Here is a 26,501-nt window from a genome sequence, read left to right as displayed (position 1 = left end):
GATGAAGCTGGCGGAAGAGATCATGCATGACGACCGCGACAGTTTGCGGGCGCTTGCCAAGTGGCCCCTTGGCGATGGATTCGCGCGGACCTGATCTATGCCGTGCATGATCGCCGAAACTACATCGCAAAGACCCGCGCTTACCGGCTAGTCGACACCCGGTTTTGAGGGGCCCATGCGGATGGCTGTGTGCGGGATTTTTATCGTGCCGCTGATAAGTCAGGTTGTTCTGTCGATAGCTGGGTCTGTTTATGCCAAAGATTGGCATAAACACCTTGTCGCCTTAGCAAACTACTATGCGTGCCCGTCTCCACGATCGCACCCTCTTGCATGACTAAAATCAAGTCCGCATGCTGAATGGCCGAAAGTCGGTGCGCAATCACGAGCCGCGTGGTGTGACGATAACGCTCATAGAGATGCTTGAAGATATCGGCCTCCGTGTGTGCATCGAGCGCCGCAGTTGGTTCGTCCAACAGTAGCAAAGGGCTATTGCGCAATAAAGCGCGGGCCAGTCCCACACGTTGTCGTTCACCACCCGACAATTTGTTGCCTCGCTCGCCAATCGGCGTGTCCAGGCCCTGGCTCGCCGCAGCAATAACGGATGTCAGCGCACAGGAATGGATAACTTGTTCAAGTTCCGAATTAGAGGCTTGCGGGCAGGCAAAGCAGATGTTTTCGCGTATCGAGCGATCCAGCAAATGCGCGTCTTGTGTCACATAACTGATCGACTGACGCAACTGCGATTCGGAAAACGATTCGATCGTTTGATCATCGATAAGGATTTGCCCTTCATCGAGCTTATACAGACGCAATAACAGCTTGATGAGCGTAGATTTCCCCGCGCCGCTCGGCCCCACCAGCGCACAGAAGGCGCCAGCAGGAATCGAAAAATTCGCGTGGTGCAATAGTCGTCTACCGCACGGATGGCGAAAGCTGGCGCTGCGAAATTCAATCGACGGTGCTTGCTTGAAGAGGGGAGGACCCAACGGTTCGAAGTGCCATCTAACACGGATAGTGTGCAGCAATTCCGATAGATTAAACAAACCTATCTGAACTTCCCGCACCACATAGCCGAACGTGCTGAGCGGCAAAGTAAATCGCAGCAGGTAACTGTTCAACAGCACGAAATCACCAATGGTGAGCCGGTGTGCCAAGATATCTTGTCCTGCCAAAGCCGTAAGCGTGGTCAACCCGATACCGACAATCAGTAATTGAGTGGCGCCAACGATTTCCATCTTGCGCGTGATATGGATACTCGCCCAGGCGCGCATTTTGAACACACGATCGAGTCGGGTTAATTCGCTGGCTTCATTCGAAAACGCTTTGACCGTATCGGCATGCGTTAGCGTATCGACCAGCCGCGTAGAGGCACGATCCGACGCTCGGTTTTTCTTGCGTTGCAGCGCTTCACAGCGCTTCGCCGTTGATACACTAAAGTAAATATAAAGGGTTAGAACCCCCAGCAAGACAGCTGCATAAACGAGGCCAAACAATGAGAACACGACGATGCCGACGACCGCGATTTCGACAACAATCGGTGCGAGGCTCCAAAAGAGCCCGATAATTGCACGCATCGCACTGTCTTGTACGCGCGAGAGTTCGCTCACAGAAGCGCCCGTTTGGTGAGCACTCAATGCCGCAGCGGGCTGACCGAGCACTCGGCTGACGTAATTCAACGTAATCGTGCGTTTAATACGTTCATTGACCAACACGAACAAATACTGTTCGCAACGGTTCGTCGCTTGTGACAGAAACCACGCGCCGCCGTAAGCTACACAGAGCAGGTAGACGCTCACTGCCGAGAGCGCCGCGTTGGACAAACCGTCGATGAGCCACTTGAGCAACATCGGTGCGATAATGGTCAGCCCGACTGAGCATCCTGTACAGCCAATGGCTGCGATGATCTGAAGACGCGTTTTCCATTCACGCGTCCACAAGCAATGCAGCAAAAACAAGATTGTTTTGAAGAGACCATGCTGCATCACGCTTTACTCGCTAGTCATTGCCATCCTTGAACAAACAGTTCGGCGGCATAGAGGTGAAGGAGGCCCATAAAATATTTGCTATGTCCCTTGCTGCTATGTTGAATCGCAGCACGTGTGCGTTTTACGTCGACATAGCCCTCTTTGGCCAAAAATCCCTCGAGACAGAGCGCCATCATATGATCCTTGTGGTCACGAATGCCCAACAAATCGATACCTGATGTTTCGCCTTTGTTTCGTCGCCATAGGTTCGGATACCCTGTGGCCGCCGAAACAGATTTTCTCAGCACAATGCGATTATGCGCTCCTTCGAAATGATCGTAACTGGGTATGGACAACGCAAACTCGACCATCGGCTGACAAAGAAACGGATAATGCGTGGGTTGAGTAAATGGATAGGCGGGCGATCGAATGTCGTCGAGCGTCAAAAAAGCCAAAGCCAGCTGATAGAGCTGACCGGGTAAACGAACCTTATTTTGCTGGAGAAACGGATGCAGATGGGCTCGTTGATCGAACGACTCGTGCTGTGTTTCTTCAGATAGAAGATCGAGTGTGCTGCCGTTATTTTCAAAAGGATCTGAAGAAAATAACGATCGGGCTGCGCCCGTTGCCACTTGAATCAGAGGCGCTCTGTAAATGAGCGCCAGGTCCATCGCCACGCGCACTAATCGTCGCCATTGCCATGTCAGTGCCGCATCGGCAAGCGCGCTGAAAGGCGGAGGCGCCAAAAAGAGCGAATCCCCTCCATGCCCGCTGATCAACTGAGTATGCTCTCCTTTCTCGAGTTGGCTTGCAAAATACTGATTAAACGCAAGCAAGCAATATCGGATATGTGGTTTAGCCACCCGCGGAACAGACTGAACAGGGGTAAACGATAATACCCTCGTATCCACCTCATGGAGATGAGCCTGTACGCTTTGTGCAACGTGACGCGCATGTTCCAGCTCGTTGGATGAAGCGACACCGGCATGGTAATAATGCGCGCAAGACAGTGGATGGTCAGCAGAGGAGACTGCGCGCATTGCCAGCAGCACGGAACTGGATTCCAGACCTCCGGAGAGTTCCAGCACGGGCCGATCGGCCAACGATACAAACCGGTTAAGATAATTCTTTAAAATGCCGAATGGGGTTTGGGTGTCATCTTCTACTGCGTGCTTGAGGGGATCCCAAACCGTCACGATTTGCGGTTGACCATCATCGATATAGGAGACAGCGCAGCCTGCCGGAATTTCTTGGATACGATCAAACGGCAGCTCACCATTTTGTACGGTACCCGTGCGTAACCATGTCGTAAAAAACTTTTTATTCCATGCCGGACGCTCGCCGCTCTCCACCAAGGTTTGATGCAGGCACGTGATCGTATCCGAAAAAAGCAAACCGTGACGGCTGGACCATGCCCAATATACAGGCCATTGGTTACTTGGATCGCTGCAGCAGATCAACTTTTTGGCAGTCAGGTCAAAGCAGATAAATAAATATTTACCCCAGAATCGAGCCATGAGATGCGCGGGACCTACTGCCGCAATTGCCTGCAAGTCGTCTTCCTTAATTTCGCTCTGGTCTAGCTTCGAAAATGCTGAACCATAAAAACAGTAGAAGTGCGTGCCAGATTGCCCACATAGGGCACGCGTCTTGGCCCTGTCTTGTTGATGCCAAAGTGCACCTGCAATCTGGTTAGATGGGTCGCGTACGAACCTCCAATCCCGTTTTTGTGTTAAATAATCCTGCGTCTTCGGATAGGCGATGCCGAGTAGGGTCATAGGGGCAGTGCTAGCAGAGGATGAGGGCATTCCAGAATAACGGATAGCTCTTTGCGTCTGAGTGGGCTATCGCCAATCACCACCTCTCCGGCTTCCGACCAGGCGTGTGCATAAAACGGAAAAGATTGCACGCCGATCACCAATTTCAATGCCAAGCCGGCACGCGCGCACAGCACAGTCAGCGCGACTGACCACTCCAAACACTTGGTTGGCCGGGGGTAAAATAGGCAGGCCCAATTGAGCGTGTTCACAAAGGGTGCATAATCTTCCGGCTGGCTGACACGCAAGCCTGCTCCGGCCTCACGGTGAGCTTGATTGCATAACTGCAACAACCCGGCCATTCCGCGCCGCGCTGCGCATCGGTGCACGGATCTCAAGATGAGCGTGGCTTTGGCGATGTTTGTCCAAGCAGGTCGATGCGCAAAAGCATCGTCAGGTAACTTCCAACCATTGGCCGACATTCCCCCTGTTTGTGGCGAGGGGCTCAACGTGTTCAGTTTAGCGTCAGCTTCTGGAAACGAAGTGGCACTAATCCAGTTGGCACGCTTTAATTCTTCCAGAATGGCTGAATGCTGAATTGTGCCAGCCTGGGAAAAGCGCTCAATATCCAGACCAAGCTGTGACGCCAATGCTGCAGATTGCCTCTCGGTTAAGACAACGTACCGATCACGCACTACATCGAGCAAGATAATTTGCTTAGCAAAACAGGCGCCCAACACATTGGGCATCAAATGATGCGGCATTTTTTTGTTCTGTATCGTGACTACAAGAGAACGCTAAGCAAAACCTTAGTATGCGTCACAATACATCTAAGATTCATGCAATCCTAAGATACATTCGAAGCAGTACTTAAAGGCATTTGCTTAGCGCTGTTTTATATCAAGTTACGCTCCATCATAGAAGCGGCCAATGCCGACTTCTTTGTATTGCCCCGTACCACCCAGCGTCGACTCAGAAGCACACAGTTCCATCAGCGATTCATCATCCAACAGGAAGTTCGACACTTCATACGTTACGTCTTGTTGCTTATTCATGAGAATCTCCTTGATCCCGTAGTGGAAAGGAAACCGCTACCCGGTAGGCAGGCGGCTGGTCGCCCTATGCCGTTCAAGCCAACATGGGCAGGATTAGTGTAGTAGATCAGAAAAAGCGGCCAACGCCAGCTTCTCGGTATTGTCCCGAACCGCCCAGCGTCGATTCAGAAGCGGACAGTTCCATCAGCGATTCATCATCCAACAGGAATTCCGACACTTCATGCTTCACGTCTTGCTGCTTATTCATGAAAATCTCCTTGATCCCGTAGTGTCAAAAGAAAGCCGCTATCCGAGTAGGCAAGCGGCTAAACCTATGTCGTTAAAATAACATAGGCATTATCAGTGTAGTAAAAAATTGAGATTTTGCAAGAGGGCGGGTGAAATTCTTGTCAGCTCCATTGGCATTGTTCATTATTCTGTGAGAAAAATGCGGAAACTGAAAATATTGTTGCGCGCATCGCACCATAAAGATACTGCCTGCCGCAGTGCCGTGAAGGTGCAACACCTTGAAAAGGTAGCGTCGGATATTTTTCGGTATCATGGTTCACTTTTGGTTGCCACTATGCGCTTGCATTTTCTCTAACTGCTCTGCCATCCATGAAGATCCGCCGTTGGCGTGCCGCGATAGTCGGCGTTATCGCTGTCGTTCTGATTGTCACGCTCTCGCTATATGTCTTTTCTCGGGACAAGCATCCGCATTACTTGACCGCAAATGTCGAACGCGGCGATCTTGAGCATGCGGTGCTCGCGACGGGCACGCTACAGGCATTCACATTGACCGGTATCCCGCCTGTTTGCGGCGAGGGGCTCAGGCTCAACGTGTTCAACTTAGCGTCAGCTTCTGGAAACGAGGTGGCGCTAATCCAATTAGCACGCTTTAATTCTTCCAGAATGGCTGAATTCTGTATCGTGCCAGTCTGAGAAAAGCGCTTAATATCCAGCCCAAGCTGTGACGCCTACACCGCAGATTGCCTCTCGGTCAAAACAGCGTACCGATCGTGCACCACATCGAGCAAGATAATCTGCCTAGCGAAACAGGCTCCCAACACATTGGGCATCAAATGATGCGGCATTTTTTTACGATTGTTATGTATCGGGGCTATAAGGAAACGCTAAGCAAAACCTTAGTATGCGTCACAATACATCTAGGATTCGTGCAAACCTGAGATACATTCGAAGCAGTACTGAAAGGTATTTGCTTAGCGTTGTTTTATATCAAGCTACACTTAGTCCAAGAAGCGGCCAACGCCGGCTTCTTTGTATTTCCCCGAACCGCCCAGCGTCGATTCAGAAGCGCACAGTTCCATCAGCGATTCATCATCCAACAGGAATTCCGACACTTCATGCTTCACGTCTTGCTGCTTATTCATGAAAATCTCCTTGATCCCGTAGTGTTAAAAGAAAGCCGCTATCCGAGTAGGCAAGCGGCTAAACCTATGTCGTTAAAATAACATAGGCATTATCAGTGTAGTAAAAAATTGAGATTTTGCAAGAGGGCGGGTGAAATTCTTGTCAGCTCCATTGGCATTGTTCATTATTCTGTGAGAAAAATGCGGAAAATGAAAATATTGTTGCATGCCTCGCACCATAACGATACTGCATGCCGCAGTGCTGTGAAGGTGCAACACCTTGAAAAGGTAGCGTCGGATATTTTTCGGTATCATGCTTCGCTTTTTGGTTGCCTCTATGCGCTTGCATTTGCTCTAACTACTCTGCCATTCATGAAAAGGATTTTCCGTCGTTGGCGTGCTGCGATAGCTGGCGTTATCGCTGTCGTTCTGATTGCCGCGCTCTCGCTACATGTCTTTTCTCGGGACAAGCATCCGCATTACTTGACCGCGAATGTCGAACGCGGCGATCTCGAGCATGCGGTGCTCGCGACGGGCACGCTACAGGCATTCAAGCAGGTTGATGTCGGTGCACAGGTCTCTGGCCAACTCAAGTCGCTGAAGGTCAAGCTCGGTGACAAGGTCAAGACGGGACAATGGCTCGCGCAGATCGACCCGGTTCTCTTGCAGAACGCGCTGCGTCAGGCGGAAACCAACGAGCAGAACCTCGTTGCGCACAGACGTGCAACGGCTGCGCAGCTTCGGCAGGCTGAACTCGAATTCCGCCGCCAGCAACAAATGCTGCGGGATGACGCGACTTCGCGGCGGGATTGCGAAGAGGCGAGAGCGGCGCTTGATGTGCAGCATGCGAATCTCGCGTCGCTCGACGCGCAGATTCGCTCGGCCCGCATTCAAACCGAGACCGCACGGGCCAATCTCGACTACACGCGAATCGTCGCGCCGATGGATGGGGAGGTGGTCGCGATTGTTACGCAGGAAGGCCAGACTGTGATCGCGCAGCAGCAGGCGCCGGTGATCCTGAAGCTTGCCGACCTCGACACGATGACGGTGAAGGCACAGGTATCGGAAGCTGACGTGATCCGCCTGCACCCAGGCCAGGCTGCATACTTCACGATACTCGGCGAACCGGACAAACGCTATTATGGCAAGTTGCGTGCGATCGAGCCCGCGCCGCAGAATTTCCTCGATACGCAACAAAATTCGCTCGGTGGCTCGTCCAAGCTCAATACGGCTGTGTTCTACAATGCGTTGTTCGAAGTGCCCAATCCCGGTCACCGGCTGCGCATCTTGATGACTGCGCAGGTCAGTGTGCTGCTCGGCGTCGCGCGGCAAGTGCTCAATATCCCGGTTTCCGCGCTTGGAGCGAAGGCGCCGGATGGGCGGTACGCGGTACGTGTGCTCGATGCCAATGGCAGGACCGTCACGCGTCAAGTCAGCACCGGGCTGAACAACAACGTCAAGGTCGAGATCCGCGATGGACTCAAGGCCGGCGAACGCGTTGTGATCGGCGACGCGTCCGATACTTTCACCAGCTCAGCGCGCTGACGATGCCCCGACCGCTGCTGCAGCTCATCAACGTCACGCGGCACTTTCCCGCCGGCGACCGGGATGTGGTCGTGCTGAAAAACGTCAACCTGTCGATCGGCGCGGGAGAGATCGTTGCGATCATCGGCGCGTCAGGTTCCGGCAAGTCGACGCTGATGAATATTCTGGGCTGCCTGGATCATCCGAGCGCCGGCAGCTACCAGGTCGATGGCCGCGAGACACGCGAACTCGACGGAGACGAGCTAGCACAACTGCGGCGCGAGCGCTTCGGCTTCATTTTCCAGCGCTACCACCTGCTGCCACACCTGAGCGCGGCAGAGAACGTCGAAATGCCGGCAATCTATGCGGGCAGTGCGCAGTCTGTGCGGCGAGCGCGCGCTGAGCATCTGTTGGCGCGGCTCGGGCTCGCGCAGCGCGCCGGGCACCGTCCGAGCCAGCTATCCGGCGGACAGCAGCAGCGCGTCAGCATCGCACGCGCGCTGATGAACGGCGGCGAAGTGATCCTTGCCGATGAGCCGACAGGGGCACTCGATTCGAAGAGTGGTCAGGAGGTAATTCGGCTTCTGCGTGAGCTGAACGCGCTCGGCCATACGGTGATCATTGTCACGCACGATGAGCATGTCGCCGCGCACGCGCGCCGGATCATCGAGATCCGCGATGGCAAGATCGTCGCAGACCGGACGAACACGCTATGCTCGGCGGCCGATGTCAGCGTATCGGCCGCGGATACGGTAGCCACCGACGCTACATTGGCCGCATCCGCCTGCGCCGACACATCATTTGCCGTTATCGACCACGTAACTGCACAGGCAAACGCACCGGTCGCATGCGGTACACCCGTTTCCGCGGTGGACACGCGGGCTGCCACGCCTGCGCTACGTGCGCGCCGCTGGCCGGCGAGTGCCGGACGCTTTGCCGAGGCATTTCGGATGGCATGGCTCGCGCTCATGTCACATCGGCTGCGCACGGGTCTGACGATGCTCGGTATTATCATCGGTATCACGTCGGTGGTATCCATTGTTGCGATTGGCGAAGGCGCGAAGCGCTACATACTCGATGAGATCGCCAGTATTGGCACGAACACGATCAACATCTTCCCGGGCCGCGACTGGGGCGACAGCCAGGCGAGCACGATCGAAACGCTTGTGCCCGTTGATGTGGCCGCACTCGCCGAGCAGCCCTATCTTGACAGCGTGACACCCGAGACGTCGCGCAGCTTGTTACTACGCTACCGAAACATCGACATCAACGCGTTAGTGAGTGGTATCGGCGAACATTACTTCCAGGTACGGGGGATACGCTTCACTCAAGGGATGGGTTTCGGTCCTGACGACGTACGCCGTCAGGCGCAAGTGGCGGTGATCGACCAGAACACACGTCGCAAGCTGTTCGGCGCCAACTCGAATCCACTCGGCGAGGTAGTGCTCATCGGCAACCTGCCGTGTGTGGTGATCGGTGTGACGGCGGACAAGAAGAGCGCGTTCGGTGAGATAAAGAGCCTAAACGTATGGGTACCCTACACGACAGCGAGCGGCCGGCTGTTTGGTCAGCGCCATTTTGACAGCATCACGGTGCGGGTGCGCGATGGACAGCCGAGCACGGCAGCCGAAAACAATCTCGTGAAGCTGATGACGCAGCGCCACGGTCGCAAGGATTTTTTCACTTACAACGTGGATAACGTGGTCAAAACGGCTGAAAAGACCGGCCAAATGCTGACGCTATTGTTGTCGCTGGTCGCGGTGATCTCACTTGTGGTCGGCGGGATTGGCGTGATGAATATCATGCTCGTGTCGGTGATCGAGCGAACGCGCGAGATCGGCATCCGGATGGCCGTCGGCGCGCGGCAGAGCGATATCATGCAGCAGTTCCTCATCGAGGCGGTTGTGGTATGCCTGATGGGCGGCGCAATTGGCATCGTGTTGTCGTTTGGCACGAGTTTTATCTTCCCGCTGTTTGTCGCTCAATGGAAAATGGTGTTCTCTGTCGCCTCCATTGTCACCGCGTTCTTGTGTTCGACGCTGATCGGCATCATTTTCGGTTTCATGCCCGCTCGCAACGCTGCACGGCTCGATCCGATCGATGCGCTCGCGCGCGATTGAGGTGACGCCATGATGATCCGCATTGCGAGCGTTTTCCACCGCCTGCTCGCGCTCGCCTGCGCCGCCGCGTTGCTTGCGGGTTGCACGAACGCGCGCCGCCAGCCTTTGCCTGCAGTGGGCCTGCCTGCCCATTGGACAGTGTACGACGCGAGCGGCGCGACAGTGCAGACGCATCCCTGCGCTGCCTCTAGCTCATCTGAGCCTTGCGCGGCAGCGTCTATTCCGGCCGACTGGTGGCGCAGCTTCGGTGACCCGGTGCTCGATCGGCTGATTGCTGACGCGCTTGCCGTGAACAACGATCTCGCCGCCGCTGCGATCCGCGTCTATCGCGCACAGCTGCGGGCCAATCTTGTCGCGACCAACCTGACGCCCACCGTGACGCTAGGCGGCAACGGCCGCGTCTCGCGCACGCTGGATTCGCACCAGACATTACGCGCGAGCAGCGTATCCGGCTCACTCAACTACGAACTCGACCTGTGGGGCAAGCTCGCCGCGCAGCGCGATGCGGCGCGTTGGGAAGCCGACGCGACGCAGGCCGACCGCGACGCAGCACGGCTTTCACTGATCGGCACGACGGCCGCGTTGTATTGGCAGATCGGCTACCTGAACCAGCAGATTGCGCTTGGCGATGCGAACATCGCGTATGCGCGGCGCACGCTCGCGCTGGTGCAGGCGCGTCATGCGGCCGGCGCGGTTTCCGGGCTCGATGTCGCGCAAGCCGAGCAGAGCCTCTCCATGCAGCGCGCGATGCAAACACAATGGATTCAGCAGCGTACCGAAAACCGTCACGCGCTCGCGATCTTGCTGGACCGTCCGCCGCAAGCGCGGGCCGCCGAACCAGCTGCGCTGCCAGACCGGCCGTTGCCGGCAGTGCCAGCGGGCTTGCCTGCTGACCTGCTCGCACGGCGTCCGGACCTGCGCGCGGCGGAGTTCCGATTGCGCAGTTTGCTCGCGAACATTGATATCACGCGCACCCACTTCTACCCGTCGTTCACGCTGACCAGTTCGATTGGTACATCAAGTGTGAGCCTTGAGCGTGCGCTGTCGAATCCTATCGCAACGCTAGGCCTTGGGCTCGCGCTGCCCTTTATTCAGCGGAACACGATGCAGCTGCAGATTAAAGTGTCGCAGACACAATATGAGGAAGCCGTCGTCAACTTCCGTCAGCAACTGTACACGGCGCTCGGCGAGGTCGAGAACGCGCTGTCCGCACGCGTGCAGCTCGAACAAGAAAGCGAACAGCGTACACTGTCGCTCGCTCAGGCGCAGCGCGCGGAAGCGCTTGCGCGGGCCCGCTTCGTTGCTGGTGCGACTGGCGTACAGCCGTGGCTTGATCAGCAGCAGCGGTTGCGCGACGCGCAGAGCGCTGATGCACTGAACCGCTTGAATCGACTTAACAACCGAATGACTTTATATAAGGCGCTAGGCGGCGGTGATTACTGATTGAATTGCCATTCTTCCAGAGCCACATATCCCCGAGACTATCCACCGGCATTCGCCGGCTTGCCATCGTCGAGCTTCTTGTGGTGGTTCGCCGTGGGGGGCTGCCAATTGGCATGAACAGCAGACGCATGGTTTTGGCATTCATCGCCGCGCCATAGCGTTTGGCCAAGCGCGTGAGAAACGGCATGTTGAGTTCTTCTTGTCTCTAGGATAAAAAACTCATTTGCCGGATGACTGCAAGAAACGTCTCGATCGCTAGATGGACTTCAGGCATTCAGACCTACAAAGTATTGAGAATTCGAGAATCTCACACAGATTCTCCTACGCCATACTTAGGACGTGCTGCAGCCGATTCATGCCACCTATGACCGGAATACGGCGATTTCGTGGCGGATCGCTACGTTTGCCGATTATCCGGTTGAAGCGCTCGGCGGCACGCTTCCCGTGCAGCGGGCGGAGACATGGGCGGATTGCGAAATCGATGCCATCGTTAGCGAGGCTGAGACTCTCCCAATCAGGGCAGTTTTAAAGTGGAAATTTCCGGCCCTTCGGGATGGGCCGAATCGGCCCGGGGCTTGCACTGGCAGAACGCCTGATTGATATTGAGCTGGTCAAAGTTCCCACGCTGTCAGATATTCGTTAAATTGTTGGAACTACCACGTGCATCAACAGCTTTTCGTTTTCGGTGATTGCTTCATCAAAACCAAGCCTATGAGCAGGTAGGCGGCCGACAAAGTCGTGCGATTCAGTTTGATAGAAATTTCTGAGGATAAATTCGGCAAACCATCGAGGGGTTATCCCAGAAGAAACAGGAATGCGACATCCCTGAACATCGCCCAATGTAAGGTGGCAGCATGGATGGTTAATGTCGACGGCGGCTGCTTGATCAAAGTCAAATCGCAAGGGGGAGGGCACGATGCGCCGCGATACGATATCCAAAAAGAGCTCATCTCGCATGTACGAATCAGGATCATTCTGGAATGCGCGCAAGCTGGGCGAGGGATAATACGCGAGTCGATGCTTGACGAGCTGTTCACCTTCAAAAAGGTACATCATCTGAAGCAATCCCCCATCGAGTAGCTTGACGTTGTACGAACGTTTATCCGACAGCTCCAGATGAATAACCTCGTAGTCGACTTCGCCCATGGCAATTGATACGTGCTCGGCCCCACCAAATGTGATCTCCCATCCCTGAGCGGAAAGTTGTCGTAGAACGGGAAAATTTTGATCATCAGCAATTCCAAGTTCTATCAACGGTGACACGATTTGCTCGATGTCCATCTCTGACCGTGCGCGGTTGTTGCGGGGGCTTCATACATCGTCCCTAAGCAGTCGAAGAAGCTTCTGCTTTGTTTCTTCATCAAGATCATCGGGCGTGAGTTCTCCTCGTTCCAAGGCGTCTACCAATTCAACTGCACGCCCCTTTTTTTGCTCCAAGCGTCGCTTTTCGTGCGGCGATAGATCGCGGTATGCGATTCTAATCTTTCCGAGAACGCTATCGGTGGGATAGGTGAAATACAAGCGAAAATCATTTTGCTTCAACCGCTGAAATTCTTGAATAAGATGAGACATTCCTTCGCCATGTCCTATCACGCGTACCCACGCCTTGCTTCGGGTGATTGCAGTGAACAAACGGTTGCGCAGATTGGCTAACCCGGCCCCAGCACCATCACAATCTTGTACATTGATCACATATACCATGCCGGCTTCGTTGCCCTTAGCGCGGTAAATGCCGGTGAAAGTGACAGACGGGGTTTCTGTCTTGAAGAAAACATCAGCTAATGTGTCTACACCCGCCAGATGACTCTGAATGCCGCAATCGAACAAGGTCTTTCGAATCGGTCCAAATCGCGTGCGTGCCGATACGGGATCTGGGTGAATGACGATGATATCATCGTGCCGTAGCTCGTCCTCTTCAATATTTTTCTTGATTTGGTCGACAAGCCAGGTATTTTGCTCAGCCTCATTATTGAATTGCTGGAACGAAACCAGATCGTCTATGGGCGAGTGATCGGCAAGGAACTCGGGGCTTGTCTCATTTGTACGTTCGAGAACAACGCGTTCTCCCTTGGCTAAAGTACCTTGGCTGACTCTATATCCAATTTCTTTCCAAAGTGCTGGTTGATCGAACATTTGGACGAGTCCGGTCTCTGTGCCTTTGGGCTGATCATGGTAGATACCAAAACCCAGAGCATGGGCGGTAACAAGCACCGGCCGCGAGTTCCGGTAGCACTTTCCCAAAATTACGTCTCGCCTCGTATCATCGCCGAGGGACACCAAGGGAGCCCCCTTCGTATCAATACCAAAGATGTCTTCCGGAGGAGGTAGCGAGGCCCCAGAGAGATTTTGTAGTTCATCGTAAGCGTAAACTAACCGCTTCGGTGATTTCAGCGTCGAATAACAAAGACGCAAAAAGCTTGGCGCAAAGTCTTGCGCTTCATCCACTAAAACAGCGTCGTAGAGCTCAGGTGCTGACTTCAGGGCACCCAGTGCGGCTTGGCAGGCGCCCTCGAATGCTTTCGCGTCGCCGCCAAACCGGGCGCTCGCAGTTCGAAAATCGTGAAAGTCTTGACCAGTAGCGCGGCAAAATTCATAGTAAACGCCATCACGTTCGTCACCTCCTGGGGCGCCCCATGCGTTTATTATCCGCAGTTTTGACCAATCAGGCTCTTCGCCACTCTGCTCAATGCAAAAATTGTTAATGAGGCGCTTGAATTGCCCCTTTAATGATCGGGTATGAAATGTTACGGCGATGCGCCAATCTGGATGTGTTGTGTGTGAAGATATGCTGCTTTTAGAGCAAGCACGATCGTTTTTCCCGACCCAGCCAAGCCTCGAATGCGCTGTACGCCGTCCACAGTCTCGATGACTGCGCGGTTCTGGCGATGATCCAGCGTAGCAATCGAGTCCTCGAGTTTCTTGAGTTTTGCACCGCGAGAATTGGGTTTGCTGACTTCTCGCTTCGAGCGGCTCTTGCGGATTGAGGACAGGCTCTCGACGGCGGAAAGCGTCATCCGGTATAGGGCCTCGGTGCTGTCATCCCACGATGATATAGACGCGATGACTTCTGCCAAACTCTTGTCGTTGGCAATCGGGTAGCCGTTCTGCGCGAGTCGCTTAACATCATTGATCGCTGGCGCGAAGGAGATGACCTGGAGTACCGGGATCAATCGTCGCCCCTTGACAAGCTCCTTGTGGAGACGGAGTTTGGCGTCAATTTTGTTAGCTAGGTCGTCTTGGCGGGCGGCGTAGTCACCAACGTCTGTCCCTTCAATCAAATCGAAAAGGACAACCCCCTTCTCTGGACTGACAAATGTTGCATCGAGGAAGTACTTGCCCTCGGGGGTGGCGATTAGCGGATACCCAAAGAAGCATTCACCGGAAAGTCCGTCGATCGCGGCCAAAGCTTCTTCCAGTGCCTGTGTGGCGACGGGCTTTCCATTGGCTCCACGCGTGAAGTTCACTTTGGTCATGTCGATTGTCCGTCCAGCAATGCTATAAATCCGTGTCGATACTTCCGCTCGAACTACTTATTACGGTTCTCGGGCGAAACGTTAGCGAGCTGCCAAGCGCCGAAGCTGCGCCTTGTGGTAGGCACTTGGGGACGGAACCCGCGAAGGCGCCGACTACAGACGCCGCATACCGTCCTTCGACAGTGGTACAAAACGCTATGTTCGCCTACCCGTGCGAAGATGGACACTCGGCCGTTTGTCCGCGTTCCGCAGTGAGCAGGGTTTGAGACGTGTGAGCTGTGCCGCCGCATTATCGCATCGTTGATTGCCGATCGCCCGCGATCGGATCAGATCGCGGTGCTGGTCGACGCGATCATCGCGATGGCGCATGTGCTGAAGCCGTGGGTCACTGCCGAGAGCGTCGAGATTGCCGAGCAGGCACGCTTGCTCGGCGAGTGAGTGTACGACCGAAGCACAGGTTTGGGGTATTCCCAGCCGGTCGATGCCATGGCACCGAGCCGGTTCATCGCACCGACACGCTGCCGCTCTAGCGTCGCATCGCGTGGGCCGCTCCGGTCGCGCTTGGGATCATCCCGCGTCCGTAGCCATCTCCGCAAGACGCTGGGTGCGCAGTCGGCGGTACAGCGTGGAGCGGGAAATACCCAACTCTCGCGCCGCTTCGGTTTGCCGGCCGCGGTGCCGCTTCAGCGCCTGGTCGATCAAATGGTCATTGATGACCACGGGCGGCTTGATGATCGGCACGGCCTCCGGCGGCACCCACTGTTCGAGTTCCAGATCGTGAGCCGTTAGGAGGTTGCCGTCAGTCATCACTAAGGCACGCCGTACTCGGTTGATCAACTCGCGCACGTTTCCTGGCCACGGATAGCGACGCATTGCGACCATGGCCGACGGAGAAAAGCCCTTCACGTGCGGCGCATCCGACTTGTATCGTTCGAACATACATTGCGCGAGCACTTCGATGTCTTTGCCGCGCGTGCGCAACGCGGGCTGCTCCACGCGCAGCACGCACAGCCGATGATAGAGATCGGCGCGGAAGCGCCCGGCGTTGACGGCTTCCTCCAGGTTCGCGTGCGTGGCTGAAATGACCCGCACGTCGACGTGGATCGTGTCACGCCCGCCCAGGCGCTGGATCGTGCGCTCTTGCAGGAAGCGCAATAGGCTGGTCTGGCTCTCCAGTGGCAGATCCGCGATCTCATCGAGGAACAGCGTGCCGTGATTGGCCGTCTCGATCCGGCCGACCTTGCGCGACACTGCTCCGGTGAACGCGCCGCGCTCGTAGCCAAACAACTCGGACTGGACCAGGTGAGGCGGAATCGCCCCACAGTTGATCGCGACGAACGGCCGTTTGGCACGGGGCGAGCGCTCATGGATCGCGATCGCGGTCAGCTCCTTGCCGGTGCCCGACTCACCGGAAATGAGCACTGGCGCGTCGGTGCGCGCGATTCTCGGTATCTTGTCGAACAGCTTCAGCATCGCGTCGCAGGTACCGATCATCCTCCCTTCGCGCGAGCGTGACTGGCCCTGGGGGGCGCGCAGCATGAGCATGCCGTATGCTTGGCCAACTGCATCGGCTATGCGCTGCTGCGACGCAGGAAGCGTTACATAATCAAAACAATAGTCACGAAGCACTGCCCTGACTGCCGCGATACTGAGCTGCCGCGGCTCAACTAAGCCGATCCAGGCTACGTCCGATGCCGCCTGGCAGACCGCCAGCGCATCCAGCAATTCGGTGTCGGGCACCGTGCTCAGGTCGAGGATCCCGCCTGCCTGATCGACATGCTGCAGCGCGTGCCTGACGGCATGCCCATCAACGACGACCGACACGAGCCAGCTGCGTCGGGACAATTGTTGTTGTAGGTCCTGGGACGGCTCGCGTGTCCAGTAGACGAGTCTTCGAGAAACGGTGAATTGACTGCCGTTAGATAGCGACATGACTGCCCCGTATCGATGCATTGTTTTTGCTATAGGGACAATCACCCCCGCGGCATAACACGAAAGTGATAGATCTTGTCAAATCGTCGGTTGGCATGTCGCAATCGAGCCGCAGCAACAGCGAATAGTTATCGGATAGGCCGGTCTATTGACCCCCGCCGTTTCTGCCGGCTTTGGATGTCCGGCACTTTTAAACTATAGCGAGGCTCTCCTACTGGGATCGGCACGCATGCGAAAGAGGAGCGAGAAAAACGCAACAATTTGGCACGGGTAGTGTCGGAAGTGATTGGGCCGGTGGCTGAAAAAAATAACATTGGGCGAGAGCGGGGCCGGGTTTCCGTCATACGGGCAACAGCAAATGCTTGCGTTCCCACGAACGGATCACGCGGATGAACGCTTTGTACTCTATTTCCTTCAGCAGCGTACTCGATGGCGTCGGCGCTGGCCGAATACGCGGCTATGGCGTTGTCGTTACTTCAGCGTTTGCAACGCGTTGCGCACCGTGTCGAAAACTTGCGTGATTTGTTGTTCGGAGATGATCAGCGGTGGCGAGAACGCGAGCGTCTCCCCGGTATAGCGGATCAACACGCCAAGCTCGAAACACTTGACGAACGTTTCGTAGGCGCGCGCACCGAATGCGCCGTCGCGTGATTTCAGCTCCACACCACCGACCAACCCCAGGTTGCGCACATCCTTCACGTACGGCGCATCGCGCAGCGCGTGGATCGCATGCTCGAAGAAAGGCGCGATCTTTGCCGCCCGCTCAAATAATCCCTCGCGCTGATACAGGGCCTGCGTCGCGACTGCCGCCGCCGCCGCGATTGGATGAGCCGAATACGTATAGCCATGAAACAGCTCGATGGCGCCCGGCGCGCCGGCGTTCACGATCGTGTCGTAAATCTTCCTGTCCGCGGCTACCGCGCCCATCGGCGCAGCGGCGTTATTGATCGCCTTGGCCATCGTGATTAGGTCTGGCTTGACGCCGAAGAACTCAGCGGCCGTCGCGCAGCCGAGCCGCCCAAAAGCGGTGATGACCTCATCAAAGATCAGCAAAATGCCGTGTTTGGAACAGATCTCTCGCAGCCGCTGCAGGTAGCCCTTTGGCGGAATCAGCACGCCAGTCGAGCCGGCCACCGGCTCGACGATCACGGCTGCGATCGTGGATGCGTCGTGCAGCGCGACCAGCCGCTCGAGTTCGTCGGCTAGGTGCGCGCCATGTTCGGGCTGTCCGCGGGAAAACGTGTTCCTTGCCGGATCATGCGTGTGCGGCAGATGGTCGACCGCGGGCAGCAGCGCACCGGAGAATGCCTTACGGTTGGCGACGATGCCGCCTACCGAGATCCCGCCGAAACCGACTCCATGGTAGCCGCGCTCGCGGCCGATCAGCCGGGTGCGCTGCCCGTCGCCGCGCGCCCGGTGATAGGCGAGTGCAATCTTCAGCGCGGTATCGACTGACTCCGACCCCGAGTTGGTGAAGAAGATGCGGTCCAGCCCGTTCGGCATGATGTGGGCCACCTTGGCCGCCGCCTGGAAGGCGAGCGGATGGCCCATTTGAAATGGCGGCGCATAGTCGAGCGTGTCGGCCGATTGCTGTATTGCAGAGACGATCTCCTCGCGCGCGTGGCCTGCATTCACACACCACAGGCCGGCCACGCCATCGAGTACTTTGCGGCCGTCGCTGCTCGTGTAGTACATGCCCTTGGCCGACGTTAGCAGGCGCGGCGCGGCCTTGAACTGGCGATTGGCGGTGAACGGCATCCAGAAGTTCGACAGGTCGCTGACGGTATCGAATGAAGTCATGGTGGCTCCTTGAGTCGTTATCTAACTCTATCGCCGTCCACTCGCCGACGGACAGATACAGTTTGCCAACTGCGCTGCTAACTGTATCGTTTACCACTCAAGCTGTGTTGGACCATACGAGACGTCGAATCGCGATCATCGAGCCCGACCTGCAGCTGGACCGCGACGGGACACGGGCGCCGCGGGCGGACCAGTTGATGCACAGCTTTGCTCGCTGCCGTGGGATGCAGCACGACGATGTCAAACCGGACTTGATAACGATGGCGAAGAGTCTGGCCGGTGGCATGCTGCTGTCCGATATGGTCGGCCGGGCCGTGCTGACGGATGCCGCGGAGCCCGGCGGACTGGGCGGCATCTACGTGGACCATTCACTCGCCTGCACGGCGGCGCATGTGGTGCTCGAGGTGATCGTCGAAGAGAGCCTGAGCACACGGGCCGGACACGCTGGGGCGGCAACTGAAGAAGCGACTCGAGCATGGCCTGTTGCTGCTCGTAGGCAGCGTACATGGTAAGGTAATTCGCTTCCTTTTCCGCTGACGAGCGAGCCGGCAGCGCTGGACGAGGGCTGGACATACTTGAACACGCGCTGACGCACGGCGCCGTCGCGCAAGCATAGGAACAAGAGCATGGGATCGGACAATCAGGCGTTATCGTTGAAGGATTCGTCGCTGCTGCGCGATCTGGCCTACGTCAGCGGGACGTGGGTCGGCGCGGATGAGGGGCGCACGTTCGATGTGGTCGATCCGGCGACGGGCCGTACGCTAGCGGCCGTTCCGGCGATGGGCGCGGCCGAGACGCGTCGCGCGATCGATGCAGCGCAGCTGGCACAACGCGCGTGGCGGGCGAAGACGAGTAAAGAGCGTGCCGCGGTACTGCGTCGCTGGCACGATTTGATGCTAGCCAATGCGCACGACCTGGCCACGATCATGACGGCCGAGCAGGGCAAGCCGCTTGCTGAGGCAAAAGGTGAGATCAGCTATGCGGCATCATTCCTCGAATGGTTTGCGGAAGAAGCCAAGCGGGTGAATGGCGACACGTTGGCGAGCCCCGCCGGCGACAAGCGGCTTGTCGTGCTGAAGGAGCCGGTGGGCGTATGTGCGGCGATCACACCCTGGAATTTCCCGGCAGCGATGATCACGCGCAAGGTGGCCCCCGCGTTGGCGGCCGGCTGTGCGATCGTGCTTAAGCCGGCGGAAGCCACGCCGCTGTCGGCGCTCGCGCTGGCAGCCCTGGCCGAGCGCGCTGGCGTGCCGGCGGGTGTGTTCAGCGTGGTCACGGGCGATCCGAAGACGATCGGCGCGGAAATGACGTCCAATCCGGTCGTGCGCAAGCTGTCGTTCACGGGCTCGACACCGGTCGGCCGGCTGCTCGCGGCCCAGTGTGCGCCGACAATTAAAAAGCTGTCACTGGAGCTGGGCGGCAATGCGCCGTTCATCGTGTTCGACGATGCGGATCTGGACGCAGCCGTGGAGGGCGCGGTCGCCTCGAAGTACCGCAATGCCGGCCAGACCTGCGTGTGCACGAACCGCTTCTACGTGCACGACTCGGTGTACGACGCATTCTCGCGCAAGCTTGCCGATGCGGTCAGCCGGCTCAAGGTGGGCAACGGGTTCGACGCGGGGGTGACGCAGGGACCGTTGATCAACCAGGCTGCGGTGGACAAGGTCGAGTCGCACATCGCCGACGCGCTCTCCCATGGCGCACGCGTGCTCTGCGGCGGCAAGCGGCATGCGTTGGGCGGCACTTTCTTCGAGGCAACGGTATTGGCCGGCGTGACCCAGGCAATGCGCATCGCGCGTGAGGAAACATTCGGTCCCGTCGCGCCGCTGTTCCGCTTCAGTACCGATGATGAAGTAATCCGTCTGGCCAACGAGACAGAATTCGGGCTGGCTGCGTACTTCTACAGCCGGGATCTGGGGCGCGTGTGGCGCGTGGCGGAAGCGCTCGAGTATGGCATGGTGGGAATCAACACGGGCTTGATATCGAATGAGATCGGCCCGTTCGGCGGTATAAAGCAGTCAGGGCTGGGGCGCGAAGGGTCCAAGTACGGGATCGACGAGTATCTCGAGATGAAGTACCTGTGCATCGGTGGGGTTTGATTCCTTCTGCTCGGGCGCACCGCTCGGAAGAGCGGTACCGCAAGCTTTTTCGGTACACTGTCACCGGTAGGCCGGTTGCGCGGATTGTGCAACCGGCCTACCGGTGACAACTGTGCGCCACCGCGCTTGTCGGCGTGGCGCTTGAACCTGTGTTTCGACCTGCCATGTCCGAGAAGTACAACGTCCGCCCCGGCCAATCCATCGAATTGCTCAAGGAACTCCATATCCTGACGCGCGAGGGCAAACTTAACCAGGACAGCCGGCGCAAGCTCAAGCAGGTCTACCACCTGTACCAATTCATCGAACCACTGCTCGCCGAGTTGAAGCAACAGGGCGGCGACGTGACGCTAGTCGATCACGGTGCCGGCAAGTCGTACCTCGGTTTTATTTTGTACGATCTGTTCTTTAAAAACCTGGGCGACGGCTCGCGTCTGTACGGTATCGAGGCGCGCGACGACCTGGTCACCCAATCCGTTGACTTGGCTGCCCGGCTCGGGTTTTCTGGTATGTCGTTCCTAAAATTATCCGTAGCGGAATCGATCTCATCGGACAAACTACCGTCAGCGGTAGACATCGTCACTGCGCTGCATGCTTGCAATACTGCGACCGACGATGCGATCCGCTTTGCTCTGGCCAAGCAGGCCCGCTATATCGTGTTGGTGCCGTGCTGCCAGGCAGAGGTGGCGGCCGTGTTGAGGCGCAACAAGGCGAAGGCGCTCGGACGCACCGCGCTGAGCGAGCTATGGCGTCATCCGCTGCACACGCGCGAATTCGGTAGCCAGTTGACCAACGTGCTACGCTGCCTGCAGTTGGAGGCGCATGGGTATCACATTAGCGTGACCGAACTGGTCGGCTGGGAACACTCGCTGAAAAACGAACTCATCATTGCCACTTACAAAAATCTGCCACGTCGCAAGCCGTCCGAGCGTCTGACGGCGATGTTGGCCGAACTAGGGCTGGAAGAACTCGCACCACGTTTCTTCATCCCGGCGCTGACCCGCGAGAGCGAGCAGCGGATCGCCAATCCGGCATGATCAACGGCGTTCGTCGTCCGCTTCCAGCAGGCGGCGCCAGCCCGCGTGACCGAGTGCGCGCATCGTTTGCTCGTTGCGTTCGTAGATTTGCGCCGCATCCGCAAACGCGTCAACGGCCCGCGTCACGCTGGCTTCCCGCAGCAGATGCAGGATCGGATACGGCGCGCGGTTCGTATAGTTCTCGATGTCGTGCTCACCGGTGCCGGCGAATTGGAACAGTGGATGAAAGCTCGCGATCTGCACGATGCCTTCCAGCGCGCGCCGACGCAAAAGCTTGTCCGCACGTGGCAGGAAGTCGTTGAACGCGTAGAAGTCGGCAAATGCGTCCGGCAATATCAGCAACGTCGTATCGATCCATTGCGGATCCGCGTCGACCAGCGCCTGCAGTTCGACATCGAGCGCGGCCAGCACGTCGGCGGCGCTGTGGGCGTTGCTGACTGTGTAGCGGATCTGCCGCTTGACATGGACGGACTTCGCGAAAGGGCATAGATTCAGGCCAATGACGGCCCGTTCGAGCCATCGCACCGTGGTGCTAACGACGGCGGCGTGACCCTTGTGTTCATCGTGCATCGGCATCGGAGGGCGCGGTGGCCGCGTCGATCAACTGGGCGGCCAGAGTCGGCGCCGAGGCGATCACGTCGCAGCGCGGATCGAGGGTCTGGCTGGCAGTGTAGACGCCCTCAACGAGCAACGCAAGCGACGCGCCGAGCCGTGCGGGCTCGCGTGCGCCGGCCTGTCGCGCCAGATCGGTCAGTCGTTCGAGCAACGCTGTCTTGTTACGGGTGACGATCTGGCGCGCCGGGTGCTCGCGCTCCGAAAACTCGCACGATACATTGACAAACGAACAACCCCGGTAGTCGGCTCGGCGCGCGCCGAGGCATGCTGGTGGACGGCATCCGCCCCTGTGTGGAGGGTTGATTGCTGTGACTCATGACTCATTCCAGCGCTGCACCAATACGAGATGCCCGGCAGTGCGATACCGTTTCTTGACATGTTACCGCTCAGTCTAAGATCGCAACGCCATGTTGCCGACCGGTAACATGGCGTTGCGATCGAACCAACGGGACAGGCACAGACAGCGACAGAGGCTTTGCCTGCGGCACCGCTTCGTGCTAAAAACCTGTCCCTTCCCGAGTTGGTGGTGTCAGCCGCGAGGTCGCAGCCGGCCGTCCCAGGAGCATTGAATGAATTATTGCGCAATCGATTTTGGCACGTCCAATTCTGCCGTCGCGCTGCCGGCACGGGACGCCGCGCCGCATGGCGTCCGGCTGGCCCCGGTCGAGGGCAACCATGCGACCCTGCCCACGGCCGTGTTCTTTAATCTGGACGAGGACATTCGTGTGTTTGGCCGGGCTGCGATCGAATCCTATATCGATGGTTATGACGGACGGTTGATGCGCTCGATGAAGAGCATTCTGGGCTCGCCGCTGGCCGAGCAGAGCACTGAATTGGGGGATGGCACTGCGGTGCGTTATTTGGACGTGATCGCGCTGTTCCTACATCATCTGAAGCAGTGTGCGGAGGCCGCGGCGGGCCGGCTGGTGGAGCGGGCGGTGTTGGGCCGTCCCGTATTCTTCGCCGACGACGATCCCCGGGCCGATCGTCTGGCGCAGGACCAATTGAAAACAGTTGCCCATGCTGTGGGCTTTCGGCACATCGAGTTCCAATTCGAGCCGATTGCTGCGGCGTTCGACTACGAGTCGCGGCTCGATTCCGAGAAACTGGTGCTGGTCGCCGATATCGGCGGCGGTACGTCCGACTTCTCGCTGGTGCGGGTCGGGCCGGAGCGGGCGCGAAAGCTCGAACGGCAAGCAGATGTGCTTGGCCACCACGGCGTGCACGTGGCCGGCACCGATTTCGATCGGCGCGTGGAACTGGTGGCGATCATGCGTGAGTTGGGCTATCAATCACTGGATGAACAGGGACGTGAGGTGCCGAACCGAATTTACTTCGACCTCGCGACTTGGCACCTGATCAACACCGTTTATGCACCCAAGCGGGTGGGCGAGTTGCGGCTGACCAAGTACGTTTATGCGCAGCCCCGCTACCATGACCGGTTGATGCGCGTCATCGATGCGCGGCTCGGCCATGCGCTGGCTGGGCTGGCCGAGCGCGCGAAGATCGACGTGGCCGTGGGCGGCGACGCGACGCTCGACTTGTCCCAGGTTGAGTCCGATTTGGCGGTGACTTTTTCCGAGCCGGAACTGCTGGAGGCGGCGCAGGACGAGATCCGCCGGATTGCGAACGCGGCGCGCGACACGCTACGTCAGGCCGGCGTGCAGGCCGCCGATTTGGGGGCGGTGTACTTCACCGGGGGCTCGACCGGGTTGCGCTGCGTGACCGGGGCGATCGGCGACGCGTTTCCTCGGGCGGAAAAGGTCTTCGGTGATCGTCTAGCCAGTGTCGCCACCGGACTGGGGATCCACGCGCGGCGTTTGTTTGATTGACGCGTACGCCGGATGAAAAAAATCGCGCTCGCCTAAAAGACGCAACCCCACGCTTCGAAGAACGTGGGGTTCGTCAGCAGTCTGCCCGCGTAGAGGGGGCATTGGCGCGTCGCGCCAGGCGGGAAGGGCTTACGCCGCGCGAATATTCGCCGCTTGCTTGCCCTTCGGGCCCGTCTTCACTTCGTACGTGACTCTTTGGTTTTCCTGAAGGCTCTTGAAGCCATCCATGCGAATTTCGGAGAAATGCGCAAACAGGTCTTCACCGCCGCTGTCCGGCGTAATAAAGCCAAAACCTTTGGCGTCGTTGAACCACTTGACGGTTCCGGTTTCCATAAAACGAATCCTTAAAAATGAATAAGAGCCGAGGCCCGATAGCGCACGAAAATCAAGGAAGGGTGAGAGGAACAACCGAAGTACCGTCGTGGGAGACTACAGATGGATAACCACCAACACTCGCCGCTTGAAATCCTGCAAACACAGTTATATTGCGAAAATCAGACCCGGTCAATGCTTTTGTCGCAAACTCAGTAGTTTCCCCGATGCGCTCCAACCGGTGTCGCTTCGGGTCTCGACCTTTTCGCCGTTTTTTCGTAACGGCCCGCCTCGTCATCGAAATGGGCGTAGAACTCGCTTTCCACGCCGAGTCTGGCGCTTTGTGTTAATCATTTGTCATTTGTTTGATGACCCGCGCATGGGTTAATTCCACGCTTGTCGGGTCGCCCCGTGTTTCGTCGATTCGCAACTGATCAGCCAGTTGAAAGGTGCCACCGTTAAACTTCGCGCCGGTTGCAACCGACGCGTGACGCGTATTCACGAGACGTGCCAGCCGGAAACGGCACAGCGGTAAGGCGCGCTCATGTTCCTAGGAGATGTTGTGGATAGTTCGATCAAGCGAAACATCAGCCCATTCGCGCTGATGTTGACCGGCTTGGGCTCAATCATCGGGTCGGGCTGGCTCTTCGGGGCCTGGAAGGCAGCAAAAATTGCAGGGCCTGCGGCAATCATTGCATGGGTGATTGGCGCGGTGGTGATCCTTGCGATCGCGCTGACCTATGCGGAACTCGGTGCGATGTTCCCCGAGTCGGGCGGCATGGTCCGCTATGCCCGCTACTCCCATGGCTCGTTGGTCGGCTTCATCAGCGCGTGGGCCAACTGGATCGCGATCGTCTCCGTGATACCGATTGAGGCAGAGGCATCGATCCAATATATGAGCTCATGGCCTTATGATTGGGCTCATGCGCTGTTCGTACACGGCGAGTTGGCCTTACCCGGGCTCCTGCTGTCGGCTGTGCTCGTGGTCGTGTACTTCCTGTTGAACTATTGGGGTGTGAAGCTGTTCGCGCACGCGAATTCGGCAATCACGATCTTCAAGTTCCTAATTCCGGGCGCCACCATTTTGGGCCTCGTGCTGACCGGCTTTCATACGGACAACTTCGCGACCGGTGCGACTGGGCAGTTCGCGCCCTATGGCTGGTCGGCGGTGCTGACCGCGGTGGCCACCAGCGGCATTGTCTTCGCGTTCAATGGGTTCCAGAGTCCGGTGAACCTAGCGGGTGAGGCGCGCAATCCGGACCGTAGCGTGCCGTTTGCCGTGGTCGGCTCAATTCTGATCGCGCTGGTTATCTATGTGCTGCTGCAGGTCGCGTATATTGGCGCCATCAAGCCGGCGGACATCATCAAGGGCTGGGACAAGTTGAACTTCAGTTCACCGTTTGCCGAGCTTGCGCTCGCGCTGAACCTGAATTGGCTTGCGATGCTGCTGTACGTTGATGCGTTTGTGAGCCCCAGCGGCACCGGTACCACCTACATGGCGACGACGACCCGGATGATCTACGCGATGGAGCGCAACAACACGTTGCCCAAGATTTTCAGCAGCGTGCATCCGCTCTATGGGGTGCCGCGGCCCGCGATGTGGTTCAACCTGATCGTTTCGTTCATCTTCCTGTTCTTTTTCCGTGGCTGGAGTTCGCTAGCTGCGGTCATCTCGGTGGCCACGGTGATCTCGTACTTGACGGGGCCAATCAGCCTAATGGCGCTGCGCCGCACCAGCGGGGACATCGCGCGGCCGCTGCGCATCCCCGGCATGGGTTTGATAGCGCCGTTTGCGTTTGTCTGCGCGTCGCTGATCTTGTATTGGGCAAAATGGCCGTTGACCGGCGAGATCATCCTACTGATGGTCGTCGCGCTGCCGGTCTTCTTCTACTACCAAGCTAAGGCGGGCTGGAAAGGATTCTCTAAGGACTGGCGCTCAGCCTGGTGGATGGTCACCTATCTGCCGGTGATGGCAGTGCTGTCGTACATCGGCAGCAAGCCGTTCGGCGGGATTGGCTATATCCCTTATGGCTGGGACATGGCGGTCGTCGCGGTGACCTCGCTCGGGTTCTATCAGTGGGGTGTGTCTAGCGGCTGGCGCACCGCGTATCTGGACGAGCGGGAACAGCGCGAGGAAATCCTGGAAGGCGTCGGTATTTGAGCGTGGGGGCATCGGTATCGGCGTGCCGTCG

The 26,501-nt window shown here is 57.6% G+C and carries 24 protein-coding genes; 10 read left to right on the top strand and 14 right to left on the bottom strand.

The genetic code is table 11. The features are described from left to right. Positions 1-200: 200 nt before the first annotated feature. The 5 genes from RA167_RS10985 to RA167_RS10965 all read right to left on the bottom strand — a co-directional run bounded on the left by RA167_RS10985 (position 201) and on the right by RA167_RS10965 (position 5,023). Complete coding sequence (locus RA167_RS10985) at positions 201-1,982, bottom strand: ATP-binding cassette domain-containing protein (RefSeq protein ID WP_076785566.1); 1,782 nt, start codon at positions 1,980-1,982, stop codon at positions 201-203. A 17-nt stretch (positions 1,983-1,999) separates the two neighbouring features. After that, the gene (locus RA167_RS10980; protein WP_076785565.1) at positions 2,000-3,742 is read right to left on the bottom strand and encodes an asparagine synthase C-terminal domain-containing protein; all 1,743 of its coding nucleotides are present in this window, start codon (positions 3,740-3,742) and stop codon (positions 2,000-2,002) included. Continuing rightward, positions 3,739-4,485: a lasso peptide biosynthesis B2 protein gene (locus tag RA167_RS10975; RefSeq protein WP_083705989.1), complete on the bottom strand. Its 747-nt coding sequence runs from the start codon at positions 4,483-4,485 to the stop codon at positions 3,739-3,741. Before RA167_RS10975 ends, RA167_RS10980 begins: the two co-directional genes overlap by 4 nt. A gap of 141 nt (positions 4,486-4,626) precedes the next feature. Continuing rightward, on the bottom strand, positions 4,627-4,776 hold the full coding sequence (locus RA167_RS10970) for a burhizin family lasso peptide (protein WP_175972412.1): 150 nt from the start codon (positions 4,774-4,776) through the stop codon (positions 4,627-4,629). A gap of 106 nt (positions 4,777-4,882) precedes the next feature. Next, positions 4,883-5,023: a burhizin family lasso peptide gene (locus RA167_RS10965; RefSeq protein WP_175972411.1), complete on the bottom strand. Its 141-nt coding sequence runs from the start codon at positions 5,021-5,023 to the stop codon at positions 4,883-4,885. Positions 5,024-5,373: 350 nt separating this feature from the next. Between RA167_RS10965 and RA167_RS15680 the strand changes: the two genes are divergently transcribed. Then, positions 5,374-5,697: a hypothetical protein gene (locus tag RA167_RS15680; protein WP_076785563.1), complete on the top strand. Its 324-nt coding sequence runs from the start codon at positions 5,374-5,376 to the stop codon at positions 5,695-5,697. 305 nt (positions 5,698-6,002) lie between these two features. Here the strand turns inward: RA167_RS15680 and RA167_RS10955 are convergent, their stop codons facing one another. Continuing rightward, the gene (locus RA167_RS10955) at positions 6,003-6,146 is read right to left on the bottom strand and encodes a burhizin family lasso peptide (RefSeq protein WP_175972410.1); all 144 of its coding nucleotides are present in this window, start codon (positions 6,144-6,146) and stop codon (positions 6,003-6,005) included. A gap of 351 nt (positions 6,147-6,497) precedes the next feature. Between RA167_RS10955 and macA the strand changes: the two genes are divergently transcribed. Genes macA through RA167_RS10940 form a run of 3 tightly spaced genes read left to right on the top strand, consistent with a single transcriptional unit; the run spans position 6,498 to position 11,212 of the window. Beyond that, complete coding sequence (gene macA / locus RA167_RS10950; RefSeq protein ID WP_076787471.1) at positions 6,498-7,670, top strand: macrolide transporter subunit MacA; 1,173 nt, start codon at positions 6,498-6,500, stop codon at positions 7,668-7,670. Between the two features lie 2 nt (positions 7,671-7,672). Beyond that, a complete protein-coding gene (locus RA167_RS10945; protein ID WP_076785562.1) occupies positions 7,673-9,769 on the top strand; it encodes a MacB family efflux pump subunit in 2,097 nt (698 codons plus the stop codon). A gap of 9 nt (positions 9,770-9,778) precedes the next feature. Beyond that, a complete protein-coding gene (locus RA167_RS10940) occupies positions 9,779-11,212 on the top strand; it encodes an efflux transporter outer membrane subunit (RefSeq protein WP_076785561.1) in 1,434 nt (477 codons plus the stop codon). A gap of 639 nt (positions 11,213-11,851) precedes the next feature. Here the strand turns inward: RA167_RS10940 and RA167_RS10930 are convergent. The 3 genes from RA167_RS10930 to RA167_RS10920 form a co-directional block, all read right to left on the bottom strand. Further along, positions 11,852-12,493 (bottom strand): DUF2290 domain-containing protein, encoded by a 642-nt coding sequence (locus tag RA167_RS10930; RefSeq protein ID WP_076785560.1) that lies wholly within the window; start codon positions 12,491-12,493, stop codon positions 11,852-11,854. Positions 12,494-12,523: 30 nt separating this feature from the next. After that, positions 12,524-13,657, bottom strand: coding sequence for a DEAD/DEAH box helicase (locus RA167_RS10925; protein WP_237574245.1), 1,134 nt, complete (start codon positions 13,655-13,657; stop codon positions 12,524-12,526). Positions 13,658-13,956: 299 nt separating this feature from the next. Continuing rightward, complete coding sequence (locus RA167_RS10920; protein WP_237574246.1) at positions 13,957-14,685, bottom strand: hypothetical protein; 729 nt, start codon at positions 14,683-14,685, stop codon at positions 13,957-13,959. Between the two features lie 300 nt (positions 14,686-14,985). On the opposite strand from RA167_RS10920, the gene RA167_RS10915 reads away from it, so the two are divergent. After that, entirely contained in the window at positions 14,986-15,123 is a 138-nt protein-coding gene (locus tag RA167_RS10915) for a hypothetical protein (protein ID WP_175972409.1), read from the top strand. A 129-nt stretch (positions 15,124-15,252) separates the two neighbouring features. Here the strand turns inward: RA167_RS10915 and RA167_RS10910 are convergent, their stop codons facing one another. After that, positions 15,253-16,617 (bottom strand): sigma-54 dependent transcriptional regulator, encoded by a 1,365-nt coding sequence (locus tag RA167_RS10910; protein WP_076785559.1) that lies wholly within the window; start codon positions 16,615-16,617, stop codon positions 15,253-15,255. Positions 16,618-17,088: 471 nt separating this feature from the next. Next, entirely contained in the window at positions 17,089-18,417 is a 1,329-nt protein-coding gene (locus RA167_RS10905) for an aspartate aminotransferase family protein (protein WP_076785558.1), read from the bottom strand. 107 nt (positions 18,418-18,524) lie between these two features. Here RA167_RS10905 and RA167_RS10900 point away from each other — a divergent pair, with 107 nt between their 5' ends. The 3 genes from RA167_RS10900 (at position 18,525) to RA167_RS10890 (ending at position 21,550) form a co-directional block, all read left to right on the top strand. Continuing rightward, positions 18,525-18,929, top strand: coding sequence for an aminotransferase class III-fold pyridoxal phosphate-dependent enzyme (locus RA167_RS10900; RefSeq protein ID WP_370642923.1), 405 nt, complete (start codon positions 18,525-18,527; stop codon positions 18,927-18,929). A 114-nt stretch (positions 18,930-19,043) separates the two neighbouring features. Continuing rightward, positions 19,044-20,516: an NAD-dependent succinate-semialdehyde dehydrogenase gene (locus tag RA167_RS10895; protein ID WP_076785556.1), complete on the top strand. Its 1,473-nt coding sequence runs from the start codon at positions 19,044-19,046 to the stop codon at positions 20,514-20,516. 164 nt (positions 20,517-20,680) lie between these two features. Further along, on the top strand, positions 20,681-21,550 hold the full coding sequence (locus RA167_RS10890; RefSeq protein ID WP_076785555.1) for a class I SAM-dependent methyltransferase: 870 nt from the start codon (positions 20,681-20,683) through the stop codon (positions 21,548-21,550). Here the strand turns inward: RA167_RS10890 and RA167_RS10885 are convergent, their stop codons facing one another. Further along, complete coding sequence (locus tag RA167_RS10885) at positions 21,551-22,126, bottom strand: DUF1415 domain-containing protein (RefSeq protein ID WP_076785554.1); 576 nt, start codon at positions 22,124-22,126, stop codon at positions 21,551-21,553. Then, on the bottom strand, positions 22,110-22,316 hold the full coding sequence (locus RA167_RS10880; RefSeq protein WP_076785553.1) for a hypothetical protein: 207 nt from the start codon (positions 22,314-22,316) through the stop codon (positions 22,110-22,112). The genes RA167_RS10885 and RA167_RS10880 overlap by 17 nt, the downstream gene beginning before the upstream one ends. A gap of 418 nt (positions 22,317-22,734) precedes the next feature. Between RA167_RS10880 and RA167_RS10875 the strand changes: the two genes are divergently transcribed. Next, a complete protein-coding gene (locus RA167_RS10875) occupies positions 22,735-23,997 on the top strand; it encodes an Hsp70 family protein (protein ID WP_076785552.1) in 1,263 nt (420 codons plus the stop codon). Between the two features lie 129 nt (positions 23,998-24,126). Here the strand turns inward: RA167_RS10875 and RA167_RS10870 are convergent, their stop codons facing one another. Continuing rightward, on the bottom strand, positions 24,127-24,330 hold the full coding sequence (locus tag RA167_RS10870) for a cold-shock protein (protein WP_076785551.1): 204 nt from the start codon (positions 24,328-24,330) through the stop codon (positions 24,127-24,129). Between the two features lie 541 nt (positions 24,331-24,871). On the opposite strand from RA167_RS10870, the gene RA167_RS10865 reads away from it, so the two are divergent. Continuing rightward, positions 24,872-26,470, top strand: coding sequence for an APC family permease (locus tag RA167_RS10865; protein ID WP_076785550.1), 1,599 nt, complete (start codon positions 24,872-24,874; stop codon positions 26,468-26,470). The last annotated feature ends 31 nt before the right edge of the window (positions 26,471-26,501 follow it).

This window comes from Mycetohabitans endofungorum (assembly GCF_037477895.1).
GTDB lineage: Bacteria > Pseudomonadota > Gammaproteobacteria > Burkholderiales > Burkholderiaceae > Mycetohabitans.
Note: the sequence above shows the minus strand (reverse complement) of the source record. Positions and strands in the feature narration are given on the sequence as shown.

Bases quoted from the DNA above. Each gene is read 5' to 3' on its own strand.
- RA167_RS10985 (WP_076785566.1), bottom strand. From the start codon at position 1,982: ATGCAGCATGGTCTCTTCAAAACAATCTTGTTTTTGCTGCATTGCTTG.
- RA167_RS10980 (WP_076785565.1), bottom strand. From the start codon at position 3,742: ATGACCCTACTCGGCATCGCCTATCCGAAGACGCAGGATTATTTAACA.
- RA167_RS10975 (WP_083705989.1), bottom strand. From the start codon at position 4,485: ATGCCGCATCATTTGATGCCCAATGTGTTGGGCGCCTGTTTTGCTAAG.
- RA167_RS10970 (WP_175972412.1), bottom strand. From the start codon at position 4,776: ATGAATAAGCAACAAGACGTAACGTATGAAGTGTCGAACTTCCTGTTG.
- RA167_RS10965 (WP_175972411.1), bottom strand. From the start codon at position 5,023: ATGAATAAGCAGCAAGACGTGAAGCATGAAGTGTCGGAATTCCTGTTG.
- RA167_RS15680 (WP_076785563.1), top strand. From the start codon at position 5,374: ATGAAGATCCGCCGTTGGCGTGCCGCGATAGTCGGCGTTATCGCTGTC.
- RA167_RS10955 (WP_175972410.1), bottom strand. From the start codon at position 6,146: ATGAATAAGCAGCAAGACGTGAAGCATGAAGTGTCGGAATTCCTGTTG.
- macA (WP_076787471.1), top strand. From the start codon at position 6,498: ATGAAAAGGATTTTCCGTCGTTGGCGTGCTGCGATAGCTGGCGTTATC.
- RA167_RS10945 (WP_076785562.1), top strand. From the start codon at position 7,673: ATGCCCCGACCGCTGCTGCAGCTCATCAACGTCACGCGGCACTTTCCC.
- RA167_RS10940 (WP_076785561.1), top strand. From the start codon at position 9,779: ATGATGATCCGCATTGCGAGCGTTTTCCACCGCCTGCTCGCGCTCGCC.
- RA167_RS10930 (WP_076785560.1), bottom strand. From the start codon at position 12,493: ATGGACATCGAGCAAATCGTGTCACCGTTGATAGAACTTGGAATTGCT.
- RA167_RS10920 (WP_237574246.1), bottom strand. From the start codon at position 14,685: ATGACCAAAGTGAACTTCACGCGTGGAGCCAATGGAAAGCCCGTCGCC.
- RA167_RS10910 (WP_076785559.1), bottom strand. From the start codon at position 16,617: ATGTCGCTATCTAACGGCAGTCAATTCACCGTTTCTCGAAGACTCGTC.
- RA167_RS10905 (WP_076785558.1), bottom strand. From the start codon at position 18,417: ATGACTTCATTCGATACCGTCAGCGACCTGTCGAACTTCTGGATGCCG.
- RA167_RS10895 (WP_076785556.1), top strand. From the start codon at position 19,044: ATGGGATCGGACAATCAGGCGTTATCGTTGAAGGATTCGTCGCTGCTG.
- RA167_RS10890 (WP_076785555.1), top strand. From the start codon at position 20,681: ATGTCCGAGAAGTACAACGTCCGCCCCGGCCAATCCATCGAATTGCTC.
- RA167_RS10885 (WP_076785554.1), bottom strand. From the start codon at position 22,126: ATGCCGATGCACGATGAACACAAGGGTCACGCCGCCGTCGTTAGCACC.
- RA167_RS10875 (WP_076785552.1), top strand. From the start codon at position 22,735: ATGAATTATTGCGCAATCGATTTTGGCACGTCCAATTCTGCCGTCGCG.
- RA167_RS10870 (WP_076785551.1), bottom strand. From the start codon at position 24,330: ATGGAAACCGGAACCGTCAAGTGGTTCAACGACGCCAAAGGTTTTGGC.